This is a genomic window from uncultured Phascolarctobacterium sp. (assembly GCF_902463975.1).
In the GTDB taxonomy this organism is placed as follows: Bacteria; Bacillota; Negativicutes; order Acidaminococcales; family Acidaminococcaceae; genus Phascolarctobacterium_A.
On the sequence record NZ_CABQHJ010000008.1, the window covers coordinates 1 to 21956 of the forward strand.

Consider the following 21956-nt stretch of genomic DNA (forward strand, 5'->3'; position numbering starts at 1 on the left):
ATTTACTGCGAGAAATTCTTCGGGGCAGAAATTTACTCGAAGCAATGAAAAGAGTTAAGGGCAACAAGGGAGCTGCGGGAATTGATGGAATGACTGTCGATGAACTGGAACCTTGGTGCACCGAACATGGTCGAGAACTTGTGTCTGACATATGGTTCGGAAGATATAAACCGAATCCAGTAAGGCGTAAGGAAATTCCCAAAGCAGACGGAGGAGTGCGAAAGCTTGGTATACCAACTGTTATAGATAGAATGGTACAGCAGGCAATAGCGCAAGTTCTGCAACCGATGTATGAAGCAACTTTTCACAAAGGAAGCTACGGCTACCGAGTAGGAAGAGGCGCACAACAGGCCATGGAAAGCGTGAAAGAATATGCCGAAAAGGGCTTCCACTACGTAGTAGAAGTAGACTTATCCAAGTATTTCGACACGCTGAACCATGACTTACTGCTCAACATACTTCGCAGGAGAATAAAAGATAAGAGGCTGATAGAGCTAATCAAGGAATTCCTCAAAAGCGGAGTCATGGACAACGGAATAATAGTAAAGACAGAAGAAGGTTCGCCGCAAGGCGGGCCATTGTCGCCACTATTGGCCAATATTTACCTGAATGAGTTTGACCAGGAAATGTCAAGACGAGGAGTAAATATTGTAAGATATGCAGATGACATTATTGTCGAAGCAAGGAGCAAAAGAGCAGCGGAAAGATTGCTGGAATCCAGCAGAAAATATCTTGAAGATAAGCTCAAGCTAAAGTTGAACATGGAAAAGAGCAAAGTAGTAAATGTATACTCACAAAAGTTCAAGTTCTTAGGATTTACACTAGGCAAGAACAAAGCAGGTGTAATGATAAGAGTACACAAACAATCCTTGAAGAAAGCCAAAGCAAAATTAAAAGAGCTGACAGCCAGAAACCAAGGAAGAAATGTACGCGTAGTGATGAACAAGATAAAAATATACGTAAGCGGTTGGCTGAACTATTACTGCATAGCAAGTATAAAACGTAGAATGCAGGAATGGGACGAATGGTTGCGAAGGAGACTCCGTCAATATATATGGAAACAATGGAAGAAACCTAAAACAAGGGTTAGAAACCTAAAGAAGTTAGGAATACAAGAGGAATACGCATATATGTGGGGAAACACAAGACTAGGTTATTGGCGAGTAGCAGGAAGTGCAATACTTGATAGGTCAATAACAAGAGAAAAGCTCGTAAAAGCGGGCTATTATGAGCTAGCGAGCAATTACGAGCTTAAAAGACTCAAGCATTATGGTATTTGAACCGCCGTGTACCGAACGGTACGCACGGTGGTGTGAGAGGTCGACTGCTCAAATAATGAGCAGTCTCCTACTCGATTGTTATGTGTACATATCGAGTTTAGTCAGCTTTTAAAGCATCAATCTGCTCAATTGGGAGAGAAGTAGCTTTGGCAATATCCTGTACAGTAAGTCCCATGCTTAAAAGACGTTTAGCGGTAGCAATGTTGGCATTGGCAATACCCATAGCTTCGCCCTTGGCCATGCCTATAGCTTCGCCTTCAGCAAGGCCTACGTCTTTGCCTTCAGCAAAGCCGATGTCCTTACCTTCAGCAATACCCTCACGCCGTTCGTCTAACAAACGAGCTTCCATAAGCATATATTCTCGCCTCACTTTCGTATCGAGTTTCAGATAGCTGATTTCATCATCAATCTGCTTGGTGAAATCAGTAGTTACAATGTGATTGTTTACATAATCATAAAAGCTTTTAAGATCCTTAGAGATTTCGCCATGCGAACCTTTGGTGTTTAAAAGCATCGTGGTTGCTTCATCAGGAAGCTCCAACTCCAAATTTTCCAGGCAACGCTTCTTAAAGGTATAAACGTAATTGCCTTTTTCAAAGAAATCAAAAATGCAGATGAAGATGATAAATGTCGGCGGCAACAAATCATAAGGCTGGCCCGCCTGCAGTAAATCAAAATCAAGCAGCGCCTGATAATAGCGCGAGCGTTTGGGCAGAACGTGAGTGTTCGTATTGGGATTCTTATTGTTCTTTACCTGCATCTCCAGATTATAATGCGTATTCTTATCGTCTGCTACGATGATATCCAGGCGGATGCCGTGGCTCGTGTAGTCAGGCTCAATAGTTTTTTCTGCCTCAATGTAGTTGATGTCCGCAATCTCAATCTGCAGCAGCTCTTCCAGCAGATGCTTGCAGATGCGTTTGCGCGACATAACCTTCTTGAAGATGAAGTCACTTTGAATAGTCAGATTTGCAAATTTTGTTAGCAGGTCTTGCATGGTTTCTCTCCTTTCATTTTAACACAGATGTTATAAAAAATACATAAGCAGCACAAAAACAAAAAAGAGTAGTACCCTGGCGATTAGAAAATCGTCAGTTTGTACTACTCTTAGAATGTACCAGATAAATATAAATGGCCTTGCTTAAGCTTCTGCAGTTAAAGTGGAGCTACAGGATATACTGCTTATTTTCTTGTCCGTAGGTAAGGTAGCTGGAAGCGTAATGTTACCTGCAGTTTTGTAAGAACATACTTTAAGTTTAATTGAAGCGGAGAGAAAAGTCAAGTGAGGAGAGAAGAGGTTACTGTTCCTTTTTTCCTAAAAGTTTGTTCCTCAAATAGACAATCTTTGACAGTCGCTTATGGTATAATAAATGGTATAGAGATTTTATCAAGATTACTTGAAGGATTAAAGAAGAAAAAGAAGGAGATTGTTATGGCAAAGTTGATTTATGTACCTCTCGGCTGCAGCCTGCGCTCGCAGCTGGCAGAGAAGCTTTCGCAGCAGCCGCTGGGCGAGGGCGTACTGGTGCTGCCGAACCGCCTGCTGATGGACGAGGTGCGCCGCAATTACCCTAATGTTGAAACCATGGGCATGGACACCTTGGCCAGCAAGCTGATGAATATCAACGGCGGTACCGATTACAAGGAATTGAGCCGCCGCAGCCAGGAGCTGATTGTGCAGGATATCATCGACTATATGATGGAAAACAAGCAGCTTACCGGTATGACTACGCACAAGCAGCTGGAATATTTCGGCTCGCTGGCGCATAAAACCGGCTTTGTGAAGGCCATGACCTCGCTCGTAAGCCAGCTTTCGCGCTGCGGTGCCACTAAGGACGATATCTACGGCCAAATCCAAAAATCCTTTGAGGAGGATGAGCTGAAGGGCAAGGATTTGGGTGTCTGCAATTTTTATCTGCTTTATCGTCAATATCTGGAAAATAATAACTGGTATGACCTGGAGGGCAAGTATCGTCTGGCTATGGAAATGCTGCAGAAGCAGGATTGCAAAATCCCTTGGAAGCATATCTATATCTGCGATTTCTTCAGCCTCGACCAGGTGCAGATAAACTTTCTGCAGGCTTTGGCGAAGCATGTGGATAATCTGGTAATCAGCATGAGCTACGAAGGACGCAGGGTAAGCTCCGACGAAAAGGCGAAGTATGAATCCATTACCAAGTTTATGCGCGCGAGCACGAACACCGTCAATGCGCTGAAAATTCTTGGCGCGATGGTTGAAAGCCTTGCGGCAGAGGAATTGGGACAAGCTCCGGCAGGCGTTGCTATGCGGCAGCTGCGTCACTTGGGGCATGCGCCCGCGCCGGTGCCTGCAGAGGGTGTGGAAAGCTACTGCTTTGCCTCCGATGAGCAGGAGATGCGCTGGGTGCTGAAGCGAATCAAGCAGCAGCTGGCGCATGAAAAGTGTGCTGCCAATCGCATTGTTGTTGCCGTGCGCGACTTTTCCTTATACAGCGGCTTGCGCCAGCTGGCGGATGAATACGGTGTGCCGGTGAGCCTGCCGCAGACAACTGCGCTGGTGTCGCAGCCGTTGGCTGTTATGCTGCGCCTGCTGCTTACTGCCGCAGGCAGGGGACGTGAGGCGGCAGCGGCCTATCTGGAGCTGCTGAGCTGCGAGCTTTTGCGTCTGTTCTTTGATGTGGATGTGGAAACGGCAAGCAGCCTGCGCACGCAAACGTATTTCAAAACACGTCAGGAGGCTATGCAGAAGGCACACGAGCTGCTGGGGGATGCAACGGAGCTGTGGCAGCAGCTGGATGCTTTTATAGAAAGCACTAAGGCGGAGGCTGCCATCAGCGAATATGCCGGGCAGCTGACGCAGCTTGTGCAATCGCTGCCATTGGAGGAACGTTTGGGCAGCTTGCATAAGCAGGGAGTAGCTATTGACTTTATGCTGGCCTGCCTGCGCAGTAAGGATGCTGTGCTGAAGGCTGTGCAGCAGCTTGTGCGTGATTACGAGGTGGCGAAAAACAGTGATTGTAAGCTGACGCTGAGCCAATGGAACAGCCTGCTGCAGGAGGCTTTGGGACAGGTGCAGCTTACTCTGCACTTCGGCCGCAGGGACGGCGTACTCTTTACGGAGGTTGGCAACGTACAGGGCCTGAGCTTCGACAGCGTGTATATTATGGGCCTGCGCGAGGGCGAATTCCCGCAGGCTAAAAACGAAAACTGGATTTATAACGATACGGAGCGTAAGCAGCTGGCGGACGCAGGCTACGATTTGCCCACGGTTGGCTCCTCCTTTGATGAGGATGCCTATTTCTTTGCTCAGGCTGTGTGTGCGGCGCAAAAGGAGCTTATCATCACCTGGCATGAGGATGTGGGCGAAAGCCTGGCCAGCAGCTATCTGGAGGAAATCTGGAAGCTGTTTTTGCAGCCGGGAAGTGAGGAAAAGCGTCTGGACAAGGACTATGTGAAATCGCAGACGCTGCCTGATTTCGGCGTTGCTTCGGCGGAGGAGGCGTACAGCGACAAGCGCTTTGCTGCTGCGGATTTGCCGAAAATAGCAGAGCTCAGCGGGCAAAAGGCTCCCTCTGCGGAGCAGCAGCTGGCAGCCAAAGCGGATATTCTGCGTAAGGCACAGCAGCCGGAATATAACGGCGATTTGCAAAATTCCCTGACGACGAAGCTGCTGCGTAAGCAAATCGGCAGCCGCTTCAGTGCGAGCAGGCTGGAGGCTTACGCTGCCTGTCCCTTCCGCTTTTTGGCAGAGAAGGTGTGGCTGGCGCAGGCAGCGGAGGCGGCAGATGATTTGCTGCAGCCGCGTGATGCCGGTGATATCCTGCACCAGACGCTGAAAAGCTTTGTCGAGCCTTATCTTGGCAGCAAAATTATTGACGAAACCATAGAAGACCTGACGGAGGAGCTGGAGGCTGTCTTTGAGGATGTCTGCACCGCTGCACGTAATGATAACAGCAGTGCTATTGCTTCCGTCAATGAGGATATCTGGCAGGTAGAAAAGCAGCGCCTGTGGCGTATGCTCGTGCGCTGGCTGCGCTTTGAATATGCCGACCAGCAGCGTTGGGGCGGCTTTACGCCGCAGGCTGTGGAATGGGATTTCAGCTCCAAAAACGGCAAGCCCTTGTACCTGACGCTCAGTGACGGCAGTGATGTATCACTCATCGGCAGAGTTGACAGAATCGACAGTGACGGCGAGCATGCCTTTATCACGGACTATAAAAGCGGCACTCCTCCCACAGGCAGTGCTATGGAGCAGGGGCTCGACCTGCAGCTGCCGGTGTATCTGCTGGCGGTGGCGGCGCTTTCCAAGGAGCAGCTTGCAGTCAGCGGCGGCTGCTATTATTCGCTGAAGGAGGGCAAGCGCAAAAGTGCCTTTTTGCTGGAAAGCGTGGGCAACAGCGACTTGCCGTATAAAAAGCCGAAGAACGCCGCAGAGCTGACCTGGGATAGCTTTAAGCAGGAAAAGGAGCAGCTGCTGAAGGATTATATAGAAAGAATTTATGCAGGCGATTATGCATTGGCAGGCTGCAGGCGCTGCGATGTATATTGCCCGTTACACGATATTTGCCGTGTGCAGCTGGTGAGCGGCGACGGCGGACAGGGAGGCGAGAGCGATGAGTAAGAACCCTACACCGGAGCAGGCTTTGGCGATAAATACGATTAAAAGCAATGTTTCGCTGCTCGCCGGTGCCGGCAGCGGCAAAACCTATGTACTGATGAAGCGCTTTGTGCAAATTTTGCGCGCGGATTTGAGCGTTAATCCCACGAATATTGTGGCGATAACCTTTACGCGCAAGGCTGCCGACGAAATCAAGGGGCGTGTACGCCAGGCTGTAAGCGAATGTGTGGAGCAGGCGCAGACGGATTTGGAAAGACTGCGCTGGCAGGAGCATCTGCAGAAGGTGGAGAGTGCGCCGATAAGCACGATTCACAGCCTGTGCAGTCGTATTTTGAGAGATAACCCGGTAGAAACGCAGCTTGATCCGGAATTTACGATTTTAGAGGATTTTGAAGCGCAGGACTTTTTTAAAGAAACGCTGCAGCAATATTTACGCAAAAATATCAAGGAAAACGCTGCCCTGCGCAGGCTGGTGCAAACCTACGGCGTCAACAGCTTTGTTAATCAGGTTACGGCGCTGGGGGACAAGCTCTCGGAGCTGGTGCGTGAAGATAATCTGGCAGAGCCTTATCTTAAGGCGAAGGAAGAACTACCGGCCCTGCAGCAGAAGCTGTTTGCTGCTGTGCGCGAGGTAATCGAAGCGCGCGAGGCTTTGGGGGCAAAGACCAAGGGACGCCAGACCTTGACGGAGGCTGCAGGATTGTTGGACGAAATGCAAAAGCAGCTGCTGGCGCCGGAGCCGGACTGCTCCCTGCTGGATGCGTCTGGCGTTGTTAAGGTTAGCAGCAAGGCGTTGGCAGCGGAGCTGACTAATTTAAAAAATCTGCGTCAGGAGCTGAACAATGTACTTTTGAACGCCAAGGGCTGCGATTTAGTGCAGGATTGGCTCGCCGTGCTGCAGGAGTTTTATGCCTGCCTGAGCGCACGCAAGCAGGAAAATAATGTCCTGTTTAATGATGATCTGGATTTGCTGGCCATTGAGCATTTGCAGAAGAATGAGGCGCTGCGGCAAAAGTATCAGGAGCGCTATAAATATATTATGGTAGACGAGTTCCAGGACACCAACGAACGCCAGCGTCAGCTGATTTATCTGCTCTGCGGCAATAAGCTGGACAATAAGAACAACTTGTTTATCGTCGGTGATGTGAAGCAGTCTATTTATCGTTTCCGTCATGCGGATGTCAGCGTCTTTAATAGGGTAAAAGAGGATATTGCGCAGAATGCTGGCAAAAACCTTGGCATGAAAACCAACTTCCGCAGCACGCAGAGCATTGTCGAAAGCTGTAATACCGCCTTTTGTCAGCTGATGGATTTGCCGAAGGAGGAAATCTGCCTGGAGCATCACGAGGGTGCTAACACCGGCGGCGCTAAGGTTTGCCTGCTGCAGGTGCCGTATAAATCCAAGGATGATGACCTGGGCGCTAAAGAGGATAAATGGCAGAAGGAGGCAGAGGCAATCGCTGCCTATCTGCAGCAGGAGCTGCCTAAAGTAGAGCCGCAGCTCAGGCCGGGAGCAAGCAAGGCTATTTTGCTGCGCGCAATGACGCATTGCAAAATTTTGCGCCAGACGCTGCAAGGCTACGGTATAAATTGCGTAGTAGTCAAGGGCAAGGGCTTTTATGAGCAGCAGGAGGTTCTGGATATACTGAATCTGCTGGCTGCACTGCACAACCGTTACGCAAGCCTGGAGCTGGCAGGTGCTTTGCGCTCCAACTATTTCGGTTTGGATGATGCAACGCTGACGCAGCTCTTTTGGCAGACAGAAAATGATAAACCGCTGTGGGATGTACTGCAGGCTGTCGGCAGCGGTGAGCTGCAGCTGAACCTGCCGCCGGAGCAGCAGGCGCTGGCTATGCATGCTGCCGAACGCTTACGCAGCCTGCGTCAGGCAGCAGCGCTGATGGCACTGCCGGAGCTGTTCGCACAGCTTTGGGACGAGCTGAAGCCGGAATTTGTTCTGTCGCAGCAGGAAAACGGCCCGAGCAAGCTGGCCAATATCAAAAAGCTGCGCCGCCTGGCACAGCAGTATTGCCAGACGAAGCAGGCTTCGTTGGCGGAATGGCTGCAAAACGTTAAGGATTTGCGCGCAAGCAGCAGCAAGGAGCCTGCCGCTACCGTACAGGCCGATGATGCACTGCAGATTATGACGATACATAATTCCAAGGGACTGGAATTCGATCTGGTTATTTTACCGCAGTTAGATAAATCAGTAAAAGGCGATACTGCGTCTATCAAATATTTGCCAGGCAAGGAAGGCGAGCAGGGACTTTTGGGCATCAAGGTACCCGATAAGGAAATGCAGCTGCAAAACAGCGGCGTGTACGAGCTGGCGAAGGCGCGCGACAGTGAGCTGGAAGAAGAAGAAGCCAGACGCTTGCTGTACGTTGCGATGACGCGTGCGCAAAAGCAGCTGTTAATGGTTGGTACGGTGGCGGAAGAAAAGCTGCCGGAGGCTGTTATCGGGCTGCCTGCCGCCAAGGGCTGGTGGCAGCAGCTTCAGGCAGTATACGAGGCTGACTGGGAAAAGCAGGAAAGCAGCTGTCCATGGGTACGCCTTTTGTGTGCCGCTGCTTTAAGCCCGGCTGTTGCGCAGCAGAGCGAGCAAGAGCAGCTGGTGCTGGAGCCGTTGTCCTTGGCACCACTGCCTGCCTACGCAGCCTGCGGCCGTACCTGCTTTACCGCAAGTGCGCTGCAGACGTACCTGCATTGTCAGCGTCAATATTACTACCAGCAGGTTCTGGCAGTACCTGAGCTGGAGCAGACAGTTGCTGACGAGCAGGCGCACGAGCTGCCGGCAAGTGTAACCGGCAGTATTGTGCACAAAGCGCTGGAGCTGTATAATGGCTATAATGCGGAGGCTGTTTTTGCCATTGCGTTGGATGAATTTGCTCCAGGCGCTGCGGCAACACAGGCCAAGAGTATGTTTGATGCTTATATTGTCAGCGATTTGTATAAAGCATTGCCCAAAAAGCAGAAGCGTGAATTAGAATTTGTACAGCCTCTGCAGCAGGAGCTGGCGGCTGAGGGCGTAATCGATTTGCTGGCCTTTGACAAAGATGATAATATGATTATAGTGGACTATAAAACAGGTACGCCGCCGGAGCCTGACGAGGTGAAGCTGGGCTATGCTTATCAGCTGGCGCTGTATAAGGATGCTGCGGAAAAGCTGTACCCCGGCAAAAGAGTTGTGCGCACCGAGCTGCACTTTCTGCAGAACATGAGCGTCTGGCAGCTGCCGTTGGATAAATCATATCTGCAGGAGGCAGTAGAGCTGTGCGAGGAAATCAGCGGTAAGGGCGAGGAGGATGATTTCGCCTGCAGCTGTAACGAAAGCTGTGCTTACTGTCACTATGCATATCTGTGTCCGCAAAAGAATAAAGAATAGGTGATATAATGGAGATTTTTGCTAAATTGGAAAGCTGGGATTATCTGGCGGCGGCCATGCTGCTGTTTTCCGCATGGCTGCTGCTGGGCGGCATCGGCCGTCTGCAGAAGAGCGACCCGGAGCGCGTGGATGTGAAAAAGCTGCGCATCCGTGCCTGCGGTGGTTTGGTTGCGGGCGCTTTGTATCTGGCCTGCCGCTATCTGCAGCTGTAATATTGCCGGCAGTTAAACTTGCGCTCGGCTTTCATTAAGGTATATAATATGCTTATATCTTAAACTACTACGAGGTGACCATAATGATAAACAAAACAAGATTGATTGATGAATTTATAGAGCTGGTAAGCGTTCCCTGCCCCAGTAAGGATGAAAAGCAGGAAGCAGAGCTGATTATGGCGAAGCTGCGCGAGCTTGGCCTGGAGCCGGAGATGGATAAGGCGCACGAAAAAACTGGCGGTACCTGCGGCAATGTGTGGGCCTATGTAAAGGGAACCGTGCCGAATGCTCCGAAGCTGCTGTTCGAAGCGCACATGGATTCCGTAGCACCGACAACCGGCACCAAGGTTGTCCGTAAGGATGGCGTTCTGTACAGCGACGGTACCACAACTCTGGGCGGTGACGACAAGGTTGGCGTTGCTGCCATGCTGGAGGCGGTGCGCGCACTGAAGGAGGACGGCGTTGCTCATGGCGACGTGCAGCTGTGCTTTACTGTCAGCGAGGAAATCGGCTGTCTGGGCGTAGTAAACATGGACCAAAGCTGGATTAAGGCTGATTATGGCTATTGCATGGATATTGGCGGTGCACCGGGTGAAATTACCTACGCTGCACCGAAGCTGTACGATATTTACGTAATCGTCAAGGGCAAGGCTGCCCATGCAGGCATTGCTCCGGAAGAAGGCGTCAATGCGATTATGCTGGCAGCAGATGCTCTGTCCAAGCTGCCTGCTTACGGTCGTCTGGACAGCGAAACTACCTTTAACATCGGCATGTTCAACGCAGGCGTTGGCACCAACATCGTCTGCCCAGAGGCTAAATTCGTCATTGATATGCGCTCTCTGAACGTACCGCGTCTGGAAGCACTGAAGGATTCCACCATCGCTCTGATTAAAGAGGCTGTTGAAGCTGGCGGCGGTCAGGTTGAATTCGACGTAGTGGAAGGCTGTCCTGCTGTTGAGCTGAACAAGGACCACGAATGCATTAAGCTGGCAGCACGCGCTGCGGAAACACTGGGCTTCCCGGTAGAGCTGAAGACAACCGGCGGCTGCAGCGACGGCAACTATCTTTGCGGCTACGGCCTGCCCTGCGGCCTATTGGCCACTGGCATGAGCAATGTACATACTACCGCGGAATATCTGAAGGAAGAGGACCTGTACAACACTGCACGCTGGACCTACGAAATTATTAAAGAGGCAGCGAAGTAAATCATAGTGTTCACGTATAGTTTTCTTGACTGGAAGAAAATTTGACGCTATAATAAAAATAACTTCATAATGTAACCTTTGGGGCAGGGTGCAATTCCCGATCGGCGGTAAAGTCCGCTAGCGCAACAGCGCATGAACCGGTGTGATTCCGGTACCGACAGTATAGTCTGGATGATAAAAGGTGGCAAAACTGTATTTTTTACCGCATAAGGGCTCCTTAGGTCTTTATGCGGTTTTTTATATTACTGGAAGGTGATATTTTGGCAAGAATGACAGATGAAGCATATATGCAGCGGGCCCTGGAGCTGGCGCTGCAGGCAGAGGGCAACACCAGTCCCAACCCGATGGTTGGCTGTGTGATTGTAGATGATGACGGCAATATTGTGGGTGAGGGCTATCACCATAAGGCCGGCGAACCGCATGCCGAGGTCAATGCCTTAGCGGAGGCTAAGCAGATGGCTCAGGGTGCAACGGCCTATGTAACGCTGGAGCCCTGCGCACATTACGGACGCACCGGTCCCTGTTGCGTAGCCTTGGCACGTGCGGGCATCAGCAAGGTTGTGGTGGCCTGCCTTGATCCTAACCCCAAGGTTGCAGGTCAGGGTTTGGAATATCTGCGCCTGCAGGGTATAGAGGTTGTTACCGGCGTATGCGAAAAAGAAGCACAGCGCCTGAATGAACGCTTCTTTACCTGGATTACCAAAAAGCGTCCGTTTATTACTTTAAAATACGCTATGACGCTGGATGGCAAGATTGCCACGGCAACGGGTGACAGCAAATGGATTACCGGCGAGGAGGCACGCACCTTCGCACACCGCCTGCGTAAGCAGCATGACACTGTACTTGTCGGTATTGGCACCGTACTGGAGGATGACCCGGAGCTGACTACCCGTCTGGTGCGCGGCAAAAATCCGGTGCGCGTGGTGCTCGACAGCAGCCTGAAGATTTCGCTGATGGCAGCAGTTCTGAATCCGCTGGCGGATACGATTATCTTTACTGGTTTGGATTCCGATATCGTTAAGGCGGAAGCGCTGGCTGCTCTGCCTAACGTAGAGGTGATACGTCTGCCGTTGGCTGACGGCGTGCTGCCTGTGGCACAGGTTGTACAGGCCTTGGCTGAGCGCGGTATTACCAGCCTGCTGGTAGAAGGAGGCAGTGCGATTCACGGTGCCTTCTTTGATGCAGGCCTTGCTGACAGAGTGTGCGCCTTTGTAGCGCCCAAGCTGATTGGCGGCGCTGCCGCTCTGCCCCCGGTCGGCGGTGCAGGCAGCAGTCTGGTGGAAACCGGCTGGCAGCTTGATGAGGTCGAGGTTGAAAAAATGGGCAGTGATGTACTGATAACAGGTCTGGTGCCGGAGCTGGATAAGCAGGAGCTGCTGAGGGAGGCAGAATAATGTTTACAGGATTGGTAGCTGAACTGGGAACAGTGCAAAAGCTGGCGCAGCAGGGTGAATCATATCACCTGACAGTAGCGGCGGCGAAGGTACTGCAGAATTTGAAAATCGGTGACAGCGTTGCCGTCAACGGCGCCTGCCTGACGGTAGTAAGCATGGATGATTCCGCTTTTACCGCCGACGTGATGCCGGAAACAGTGCGCCTGACTAATATCGGCAGCCTGCATGCCGGCGACAGAGTAAATCTGGAGCGCACGCTGCGCCTGTGCGACGGTCTTGACGGTCACATCGTCAGCGGACACGTGGAAGGCCTTGGTGTAATTGCCAGCCGCAGGCCTGAGGGCATTGCGATGGTGGTGACTATCAATACCCCGCCGGAGCTTTTGAAATATATCATCAAAAAGGGCAGCATTGCGATTGATGGTATCAGCCTGACGGTGACGCAGGTTACGGAAAGCAGCTTTTCCGTATCGCTGATTCCGCATACCGCCAAGGAAACAACGCTTGGCTTTAAGGATGTGGGCGACAGCGTAAATCTGGAAACGGATATTATCGGAAAATATGTAGAGCAAATGTTAAAATTTAACCCCAAGCAGACTCAGGAGCCTGCTTTAAATAAAAATATGCTGCTGGAAAATGGGTTTATCTGAGCAGCAACAAAGAGGTAGAGAATGGAAAAGTTTAAGTATAATACAATTGATGAAGCCATCGCTGCGATTAAAGCAGGTCAGATGGTACTGGTAACTGATGACGAGGACCGCGAAAACGAAGGCGACCTGATTATGGCAGCCGAGCTGTGCACTCCCGAGGCTATTAACTTTATGGCGAAGGAAGCACGCGGACTTATCTGCATGCCGGCAGACAGCGAGGTTATGGATAAGCTGCAGTTCGGCGCTATGGTAACGCACAACACTGACAATCACGAAACAGCCTTCTCTGTTTCTATTGACCATGTTGATACTACCACCGGTATTTCTGCTTACGAGCGCGCTTATACCATGAAAAAATGTGCCGAACCGGGCGCACAGCCGAGCGACTTCCGCCGTCCGGGACACGTTTTCCCGCTGCGCGCACGCAAGGGCGGTGTACTGGTGCGTACCGGTCACACCGAAACCACTGTTGATTTGTGCAAGCTGGCAGGCCTGCAGCCCGTAGGCATCTGTTGCGAGATTATGAACGATGACGGCCATATGGCGCGCACTCCCGATTTAATCGAGTTCGCCAAAAAGCATAAGCTTGTTTTTATTACTGTTGCTGAGCTTGTTGCTTATCGCAAGGCACACGAAAAAATGGTACATCGTGCTGCTGAGGCTGCATTGCCGACTAAATACGGCAATTTCCGCATTATTGCATATGAAAATGATTTGGATAACCTTTGCCATGTTGCTATTGTCAAGGGTGATGTTGCCGGCAAAAAGGACGTGCTGGTGCGCGTACACAGCGAGTGCCTGACCGGTGATGCCTTCGGCAGCCTGCGCTGCGACTGCGGCGACCAGCTGGCAACCGCATTGAAGATGATTGAAAAGGAAGGCTGCGGCGCTGTTGTTTACATGCGTCAGGAGGGCCGTGGTATTGGCCTGGCCAATAAAATCCGTGCTTATGCACTGCAGGACCAGGGACTTGATACCGTTGAGGCTAACGTGCGTCTGGGCTTTGCTCCCGACCTGCGCGACTATGGCATGGGCGCACAAATTCTGGCTGACCTCGGTCTCACCAGCATCCGCCTGATTACCAACAACCCCGCAAAACGCATCGGCCTTTCCGGCTATGGCATCACCATCACCGACCGCGTGCCCATCATCATGGAGCCTAACAAATACAACGAACATTATCTCGACGTTAAAGAAGAGAAAATGGGCCACAAGCTGCACGAAGGCTGCAGCTGCGGCAAACACTAAGAAATATATAGGCATGCAAGCGTTGCAATTAACATATCATTGCGCTCAGAAAAAATTTGCTAAAATTTTTATTCGCTTCACGATATATTAATTACGCATCTATAACGTGCTTATAAACAATAAGCACGTCACACTCGGCGCTGCGCAATCTGAAACGTAAACTTCGGCTGAGCAATAAGCACGCCACACTAGGCGCTGCGCAGACCGGAACGGACGACGGGCTCGCAAGCACATCGATGTATAGCGAATTGCGCTCGCAACGGACAGGCACAGGAATTTTTCGCTGGAGCGTTGAAGTAACCAATAGGAAGCACGTCACACAAAAATCAGCGACGTGAAAAATTCTGCGAATCTAGTCGCCGGAATCCGGCGGAGCAGCATATAAGGGCGTTTTTTGGATACTTTTTGTCGACCAGGACAAAAAGTATCAATACCGCAAGCCAAGTCGCCGGAAGACTAAACTTAGCATTAAGTATTTAGAACGCCAAAACTAGGCTAAAACAATCAGAACGCAATACTAGGCGCTGCGCAGAACGGAATCCGGCGAAGCAGCATGCAAGGGCGTTTTTTGGATACTCTTTGTCGACCAGGACAAAAAGTATCATAGAGTGCAAGCGAAACGGAAGCACGCAAAACTACGCATAAAGTTTTAGAACGCCAAAACTTCGCATTAACAAACAGCACACCACTCTAGGCGCTGCGCAGACCGGAACGGACGACGGGCTCGCAAGCACATCGATGTATAGCGAACATCGCCAGCAACGGACAGGCACAGGAATTTTTCGCTGGAGTGTTGACGCAACCAATAGGAAGCACGTCACATGAAAATCAGCGACGTGAAAAATTCTGCGAATCCAGTCGCCGGAATCCGGCGGAGCAGCCGTAAAGGGCGTTTTTTGGATACTTTTTGTCGACCAGGACAAAAAGTATCATAACAGCACGCATAACTAAAAACAGAAAAATAAAACACAAAGCAAAATATAAATTCACAAAACTCAGGAGGAACAAACCATGAAAACCTTAGAAGGAAAACTCACCGCCAAAAATATGAAAATCGCCATCGTCGTAGCCCGCTTCAACGAATTCATCACCAGCAAACTCCTCAGCGGCTGCGTAGACTGCCTCATCCGCCACGAAGCAGCTGACGAAGACCTCACCGTAGCCTGGGTACCGGGCGCCTTCGAAATCCCCATGGCAGCAAAAAAACTCGCAGAAAGCGGCAAATATGACGCAGTAATCTGCTTAGGTGCCGTAATCCGCGGCGCAACCCCGCACTTTGACTATGTATGCGCCGAAGCCTCCAAAGGCATCGCTCAGGTAAGCATGCAAACTGGCGTACCCGTAGCCTTCGGCGTACTCACCACCGAAAACATCCAGCAGGCTGTAGAACGTGCAGGCACCAAGGCCGGCAACAAGGGCGTAGACTGCGCAATGACCGCAATGGAAATGGTAAATCTCTTCAAAGAAATGTAACATTTTCACCGCTTGCCTTTTTGACTATTATGATTTATAATTGACATTGTGGAAGAGCTGATAACAGGCTGTTCCCCATGCATGAAATTTGCAAGCCCGCTAGCAGTAGTTTAGTGGGCTTGTTTTATTAAGCAAGTAAAATTTTTGCCGTAAGGCAGGATTGTGAGGCAGATATTATGGAAGATGTTTTGACAAAGGCTACGGCCGACGGTGTACGTATTTATGCATTATGCACCACTAATCTGGTACAGGAAGCAGCTAAAAAGCACGGCTGCTCCCATCTGGCAAGCGCTGCTCTGGGACGTGCGATGAACGGCGCGCTGCTGCTGGCCGCAACAATGAAGGATAACGAGCGCATCAGCCTGCGTCTGAAGGGCGACGGCCCTTTGGGCGAGGTAGTAGCAGATGCCGAAGGCAGCACAGTGCGCGGTTATGTAGAAAACCCCGATGCATTTTTGCCCCTGAAAAATGGCAAGCTGGATGTCGGCGGCGGCATCGGCGAGGGTAATATTATCGTAACGCGTTATCTGCAGAATGCAGAGCCCTTCACCGGCTACTGCGAGCTGCAGGACGGCGAAATCGCCAGCGACCTGACCAAATACCTCTATGTATCCGAACAGACACCGACAAGCGTTGCTCTGGGCGTACTGGTTGACAAGGACGGCAACGTAACAGCCTCCGGTGGCTTCTTTATTCAGGCTATGCCAGGCTGCACCGACGAGGTTCTGGAAAAGCTGGAAAACAACGTTAACCTGACTCCGTATGTAACCCAGCTGCTGGAAATCGGTTATACTCCGCAAAAGATGATTGAAATTCTCGGCCGCGGTCTGGACGTTGATATTAAAGAAACCATTCCCCTGAGCTTCAAATGCCGCTGCAGCCGTGAGCGCATTCTGGCGGCTTTGGGCAGCCTTGATGTAAAATCCCTGGAGGAGCTGGCGCAGGATAAAACAACAGAAGCTCACTGCGAATTCTGCAACAGCACCTATGAATATACTCAGGATGAAATCAAGCACCTGCTGGAAGAAAAGGAAAAGCAGGCACAGCTGGAAGCTGCTAAACAGAATATTAAATAACAAAACTTTTCTTGACAAACGAAACTTTTGTTTGTATAATAAAGGCAGTGAATTGATGAATTTTAAATTTATATATTAGGAGGCAAGCAAATGGACGCAGATAAAAAGAAAGCTTTAGACATGGCGATGCACCAGATTGAAAAGGATTTTGGCAAGGGCAGCATTATGATGCTGGGCGAAGCAAGTGCCAAGATGAATATTGAGGTTATTCCTACAGGTGCTTTATCCTTAGATATTGCTCTTGGTGTCGGTGGTATTCCGCGTGGACGTGTTATTGAGATTTACGGTCCTGAATCTTCCGGTAAAACTACCGTTGCATTGCATATGATTGCTGAAGCTCAGAAAATGGGCGGCTATGCAGCTTTTATTGATGCGGAGCATGCGCTTGATCCGGAATATGCCCGTCATCTGGGTGTAGATATTGACGATCTGCTGATTTCTCAGCCGGATAACGGCGAACAGGCTTTGGAAATTGCTGACGCACTGGTACGCAGCGGCGCTATTGATATTATCGTTATCGACTCCGTTGCAGCTTTGGTTCCGCGTGCAGAAATCGAAGGCGAAATGGGTGATTCACACGTTGGTCTGCAGGCACGTCTGATGAGCCAGGCTCTGCGTAAGCTGACCGGCTTGATTTCCAAATCCAAATGTGCAACAATTTTCATTAACCAGATTCGTGAAAAGGTCGGCGTTATGTTCGGTAATCCGGAAACAACCACCGGTGGCCGCGCACTGAAATTCTACTCTACTGTCCGTATGGATGTACGTCGTATTGATACGCTGAAAAACGGCAACGATGTTATCGGCAGCCGTACCCGTGTCAAGGTTGTCAAAAATAAGGTAGCACCTCCGTTCAGACAGGCTGAGTTCGATATCATGTATGGCAAGGGTATTTCCCATGAGGGCTGCCTTGTTGATCTTGGTGCAGATCTTGATATTATCAACAAGAGCGGTGCCTGGTATTCCTATGGCGATATCCGTTTAGGTCAGGGCAAGGAAAAGGTTAAAGACTATTTGCGCGAAAATCCGGAAATTGCCAACGAAATTGAAGCTAAAATCCGCGCAGTGACGATTGCCAAGAGCGATAATAAGGAAGCAGCTGAGGAGCCGTTGCAGGATGTGGAGTCGATCTTTAAGGAATAAAAAAAAGGAAGAAGGCTTTACCAGCGCGCAGCAGGCTTATGACTGCGCGCTGGATTTATTGTCTTACCGTGATTACAGTCATAAGGATATGGTGGAGCGCTTGCAGCGCAAGGGTGCAACTAAGGCGCAGGCGCTGGAGGCAGCGGCCAAGCTGGAGGATTACGGTCTGCTGAACGAGGAGCGTTACGCCCAAAGGGTGTACGAGGCCTGGCTGGCCAAACGCTATTACGGCAGACAGCATCTGCAGCTGGAGCTGACCAAGCGCGGCATATGCCCGGATGTGGCTGCGGAAATCATGGAACGCTTTACGCCTGACATTGAAGAGCAGCAGGCGGAGAATGCAGCGCAGCTTTTCGTGCAGCGCAATCAGCGCAAGCTAACAGCAGAAACTGACAACAAGAAAATATATGCGGCTGCGGGACGCTTTATGGCGGCCCGTGGCTTTTCATCAAGATATGTGCACATTATATTGGGTAAATTGCATTTTTCAGACAATATATAGCGGTTAAACTTGACAATTTTGTTAAATATACACTATAATGTAGTTATCCAATCGTGTTAATATCAACGATTTTCACGAGGCGACGCGTAAAGCGGTTGCCTTATTTTTTGCCCTATTTCAGAATAGATAATACAGTGATTTATTATAGATTCAACGGAATAAGGACATCTATAGCAGACGCAAGCAGGCGCCTGCTGTTACTATGCAAAAAAATCTTGGAAAAATCTAAATTTAGGAGGTGAGGACGATTTTAGAAATTATCGGTACAGCTGTTGTCGTTGGTCTGGCTGGCGGTGCAGTAGGTTATCTGGTTCGCAAAAATGTTGCTGAAACTAAAATTGCCACTGCAGAAGAGCAGGCTATCCGTATTGTACAGGATGCGGAGCAGACCGGCGAAGCAAAACGCAAAGAAATCATGATGGAGGCTAAAGAAGAAATCCATCGTCTGCGTTCCGAAATGGAGCGTGAAAATAAAGACAGACGTAATGACCTGCAGCGTCAGGAGCGTCGTCTGTTGCAAAAAGAAGAAAATCTGGACCGTAAAATCGAATCCTTCGAACGCAAAGAAGAAAAGCTGGCTTCTAAGGAACAGCGCCTGAACGCTGCTCAGGAGAAGGCTGATGCAATGCTGGAAAAACGTCAGGTTGAACTGGAGCGTATTTCCGGACTGACCAGTGATGAGGCAAAGCAGGAGCTGCTGCAATCCCTCGAGGATGAGGTTAAGCATGAATCTGCTATGATGGTTAAGGATCTGGAGCAACAGGCAAAGGATGAAGCGGACCGCAAGGCAAGAGAAATTATTTCCTTAGCAATTCAGCGTTGTGCTGCAGACCATGTAGCTGAAACTACTGTTTCTGTAGTAGGTCTGCCGAACGATGAAATGAAGGGCCGTATTATCGGTCGTGAAGGCCGTAACATCCGCACCCTGGAAACATTGACCGGCATTGATCTGATTATCGATGATACTCCGGAGGCTGTTATCATTTCCGGCTTTGATCCGGTACGCCGCGAGGTTGCCCGTATCGCTCTGGAAAAATTGATTAATGATGGTCGTATTCATCCGTCCCGCATTGAGGAAATGGTTGAAAAGGCACAAAAAGAGGTTGAGCAGAAGATTAAGGAAGCCGGCGAACAGGCTACCTTTGCAGTTGGCGTGCATGGCCTGCATCCCGAACTGATTAAGCTGCTGGGTCGCCTGAAATATCGTACAAGCTATGGTCAGAATGTGTTGAACCACTCTGTTGAGGTTGCTAACCTGGCAGGTGTAATGGCTTCTGAGCTCGGCGTTGACGTTGTTCTGGCAAAACGTGCCGGCCTGCTGCATGATATCGGCAAGGCTATTGACCATGAGATGGAAGGCTCTCACGTTGAAATCGGTGGCGAAATTGCCAAGAAGTTCCGTGAGTCCGACCTGATTGTCAATGCTATCCTGGCGCATCATGGTGACTGCGAGCCTAAGAGTGTTGAAGCTGTTCTGGTATCTGCCGCTGACGCAGTATCTGCTGCCCGCCCGGGTGCAAGACGCGAAACTCTGGAAAGCTACCTGAAGCGCTTAACTCGATTGGAAGAAATTTCTGAGTCCTTTGAGGGCGTTGAAAAGTGCTATGCTGTACAGGCTGGTCGCGAAATCCGCATTATGGTTAAACCGGATGTTATTGATGATGCTTCCGCTGTGCTCCTGGCACGCGATATCTCCAAGAAGATTGAAGCTGAAATGGAATATCCTGGCCAGATTAAGGTTGTTATCATCCGCGAAACCCGTGCTGTTGATTACGCAAAATAACGAAATTCAAAAAAGAGCTGCTTAGGCAGCTCTTTTTTTATGCTTTGGCAGGATTATAGTGATTGCTGTCGAATATATATAATTGGAATTTTTTTGACAGGTGCGACGGCGACGGCCGACGCTGAAAAGGGAATGCCGGTGAGAATCCGGAGCAGTCCCGCTACTGTAAGTGGAGCCCAGGCAATTATGTCACTGACGCAAGTTGGGAAGGCGCTGAGGGCGATGAAGCTAAGCCAGGAGACCTGCCTGTTACGAAGCTTGGAGCCTACGGGAGATAGGCTGGCTTTGGTATGCGTAAATATAAATTTTTGGCTGCAGCTGCATTTGGTGAATCTCCCGCAAGGGAGCTTTTTTCATTTAGACATAATGCAGAGAGCTTGCAGCATATTAAAACGAAGGGAGGTTAAAATATGCCTGGAAAAATTATTATGGTTACCGGTGGAGCACGCAGCGGCAAGAGCGAATTCGCTGAACGCTATGTATTGCATTATTCTCCCAAATGCGATTACGTTGCCACGGCAGAAATTTTGGATGAGGAAATGGCGGAGCGTGTGCGTCTGCACCGTGAGCGTCGTGATGCGCGTTGGATTAATCACGAAGCGCCTTATCATGCCGAGCGTACGCTTGAAGCGCTGTCAGCGGAAACAGGAGCGGTTCTGTTTGACTGCCTGACTGTTTATATGTGCAACCTGCTCTATGGCAAGGAAGCGCCGGAGGGTGAGTTCCTGGAGCGTTGTCAGGTAGTATTTGATGAAATTGACAAGGTGCTGGCAGCAGCACGTAATTGCGGCAAAATCGTTGTCTTTGTTACGAATGAGGTGGGCAGCGGCATTGTGCCTGATAATCAGATGGCGCGTGAATACCGTGATCTTGCCGGCTGGGTTAACCAGCGCGTGGCTAATGAGGCTGACCACGTTTATTTTTGTGTATCTGGTCAGGCTGTAGACGTAAAAAAATTGGCTTTTAAATTTGAGGATGAAGGAGAATAATGACTGATATGGAGAAAATCATAATACCTGCCCTGGATGAAGAACGTATGCAGGAAGTGCGGGCAGGCTACGCTAAGATAGACAAGCCGGCAGCTAATCTGGGCAAGCTGGAGGATATGGTTGTAGGCCTTGCAGGCATGATTGGCAAGGATTTACCGGATAAATTAAAGACGGCGATGGTTCTGATGTGCGGTGACCACGGTATTGCGAAATATGGCGTCAGCGCTTATCCACAGGAGGTTACGCGCCAGATGATTAACGGTTATATGCGCGGTACTGCCGGTGCCACCGTACTGGCTCGTCATGCGCACGCTGATGTTTTCGTCTGCGATGTGGGTACTGCCTTTGATTTGAGCGATTTGCCCAAGGTATATCAGAAAAAGGTAGCCTGGGGAACGGAAGATTTTACCCAGGGACCGGCGATGACGCGTGAGCAGGCCGAAAAGGCTATTGCCGTTGGCATCGAAATGGCTGATATGTGCATCGACCAAGGCTATAATATGCTTTATACAGGTGAAATGGGTATCGGCAATACAACCTCTACCTCTGCTATTGCCAGCGCGTTTCTGGGCCTGGACCCGCAGCTGACTGTCGGTCGCGGCAGCGGTATCAATGACGAACGCATGAAGATTAAACGTCAGGTTGTTATCGACGGCCTGGCAAAAAATATGCCGAAGCAGGGCGATGCAATGGATATTCTCTGCAAGGTTGGCGGTTATGACCACGCAGGTCTGGCCGGTGTGATTATCGGCGCAGCCCGCCGCCGTGTACCGACAATGGTTGACGGTGTTAATGCTACTGCTGCAGCACTTTTGGCCTACGGCCTCTATCCGCAGTGTCGCGATTATATGCTCTGCTCGCATCTGAGCAGCGATATTTCTCATAAGAAAATGCTGGAGCTGCTGCAGCTTTCGCCGATTGTGGATGCCGGTATGCGCCTGGGCGAGGGCACCGGTGCTTCCCTGGCTATTGTTGTGCTGCAGGCAGCGATGGATGTGTATAATCATTTAAGCAGGTGA

General features: G+C 50.2%; 16 protein-coding genes and 2 riboswitches. Of the genes, 15 read left to right on the top strand and 1 reads right to left on the bottom strand.

Annotated features, from left to right (window positions below; all coding sequences use genetic code 11):
* On the top strand, positions 1-1280 hold a 1280-nt coding region (gene ltrA / locus RDW05_RS03450; protein ID WP_307977847.1), incomplete at its 5' end, for a group II intron reverse transcriptase/maturase.
* Positions 1281-1377: 97 nt separating this feature from the next.
* On the opposite strand, the gene RDW05_RS03455 is transcribed toward ltrA, so the two are convergent.
* Positions 1378-2277, bottom strand: coding sequence for an Rpn family recombination-promoting nuclease/putative transposase (locus tag RDW05_RS03455; RefSeq protein ID WP_307977848.1), 900 nt, complete (start codon positions 2275-2277; stop codon positions 1378-1380).
* Positions 2278-2712: 435 nt separating this feature from the next.
* Between RDW05_RS03455 and RDW05_RS03460 the strand changes: the two genes are divergently transcribed.
* The 14 genes from RDW05_RS03460 to cobT all read left to right on the top strand — a co-directional run bounded on the left by RDW05_RS03460 (position 2713) and on the right by cobT (position 21956).
* Complete coding sequence (locus RDW05_RS03460) at positions 2713-5880, top strand: PD-(D/E)XK nuclease family protein (protein ID WP_307977849.1); 3168 nt, start codon at positions 2713-2715, stop codon at positions 5878-5880.
* On the top strand, positions 5873-9262 hold the full coding sequence (locus RDW05_RS03465; RefSeq protein WP_307977850.1) for a UvrD-helicase domain-containing protein: 3390 nt from the start codon (positions 5873-5875) through the stop codon (positions 9260-9262). The genes RDW05_RS03460 and RDW05_RS03465 overlap by 8 nt, the downstream gene beginning before the upstream one ends.
* 26 nt (positions 9263-9288) lie before the next feature.
* Positions 9289-9474, top strand: a complete 186-nt coding sequence (locus RDW05_RS03470) for a hypothetical protein (RefSeq protein ID WP_307977851.1) — start codon at positions 9289-9291, stop codon at positions 9472-9474.
* Between the two features lie 83 nt (positions 9475-9557).
* Complete coding sequence (locus tag RDW05_RS03475) at positions 9558-10679, top strand: M20/M25/M40 family metallo-hydrolase (RefSeq protein ID WP_307977852.1); 1122 nt, start codon at positions 9558-9560, stop codon at positions 10677-10679.
* Positions 10680-10749: 70 nt separating this feature from the next.
* Positions 10750-10866, top strand: a riboswitch (FMN riboswitch).
* Between the two features lie 82 nt (positions 10867-10948).
* The gene (gene ribD / locus RDW05_RS03480) at positions 10949-12073 is read left to right on the top strand and encodes a bifunctional diaminohydroxyphosphoribosylaminopyrimidine deaminase/5-amino-6-(5-phosphoribosylamino)uracil reductase RibD (RefSeq protein ID WP_307977894.1); all 1125 of its coding nucleotides are present in this window, start codon (positions 10949-10951) and stop codon (positions 12071-12073) included.
* Positions 12073-12723, top strand: a complete 651-nt coding sequence (locus RDW05_RS03485) for a riboflavin synthase (RefSeq protein WP_293828482.1) — start codon at positions 12073-12075, stop codon at positions 12721-12723. Before ribD ends, RDW05_RS03485 begins: the two co-directional genes overlap by 1 nt.
* 21 nt (positions 12724-12744) lie before the next feature.
* A complete protein-coding gene (locus RDW05_RS03490) occupies positions 12745-13971 on the top strand; it encodes a bifunctional 3,4-dihydroxy-2-butanone-4-phosphate synthase/GTP cyclohydrolase II (protein WP_307977853.1) in 1227 nt (408 codons plus the stop codon).
* Positions 13972-14982: 1011 nt separating this feature from the next.
* The gene (gene ribE / locus RDW05_RS03495) at positions 14983-15444 is read left to right on the top strand and encodes a 6,7-dimethyl-8-ribityllumazine synthase (RefSeq protein ID WP_293390416.1); all 462 of its coding nucleotides are present in this window, start codon (positions 14983-14985) and stop codon (positions 15442-15444) included.
* A gap of 176 nt (positions 15445-15620) precedes the next feature.
* On the top strand, positions 15621-16520 hold the full coding sequence (hslO, locus tag RDW05_RS03500; RefSeq protein WP_303711281.1) for an Hsp33 family molecular chaperone HslO: 900 nt from the start codon (positions 15621-15623) through the stop codon (positions 16518-16520).
* Positions 16521-16610: 90 nt separating this feature from the next.
* Positions 16611-17663, top strand: coding sequence for a recombinase RecA (gene recA / locus RDW05_RS03505; protein ID WP_307977854.1), 1053 nt, complete (start codon positions 16611-16613; stop codon positions 17661-17663).
* On the top strand, positions 17638-18165 hold the full coding sequence (locus RDW05_RS03510) for a regulatory protein RecX (RefSeq protein WP_307977855.1): 528 nt from the start codon (positions 17638-17640) through the stop codon (positions 18163-18165). The genes recA and RDW05_RS03510 overlap by 26 nt, the downstream gene beginning before the upstream one ends.
* Before the next feature lie 247 nt (positions 18166-18412).
* Positions 18413-19948 carry a ribonuclease Y gene (rny, locus tag RDW05_RS03515; protein WP_374111008.1) on the top strand — a complete coding sequence of 512 codons (1536 nt, stop codon included), beginning with the start codon at positions 18413-18415 and terminating at the stop codon, positions 19946-19948.
* 81 nt (positions 19949-20029) lie between these two features.
* Positions 20030-20213, top strand: a riboswitch (cobalamin riboswitch).
* 145 nt (positions 20214-20358) lie between these two features.
* On the top strand, positions 20359-20937 hold the full coding sequence (cobU, locus tag RDW05_RS03520; RefSeq protein WP_307977857.1) for a bifunctional adenosylcobinamide kinase/adenosylcobinamide-phosphate guanylyltransferase: 579 nt from the start codon (positions 20359-20361) through the stop codon (positions 20935-20937).
* A gap of 8 nt (positions 20938-20945) precedes the next feature.
* A complete protein-coding gene (gene cobT / locus RDW05_RS03525) occupies positions 20946-21956 on the top strand; it encodes a nicotinate-nucleotide--dimethylbenzimidazole phosphoribosyltransferase (protein ID WP_307977858.1) in 1011 nt (336 codons plus the stop codon).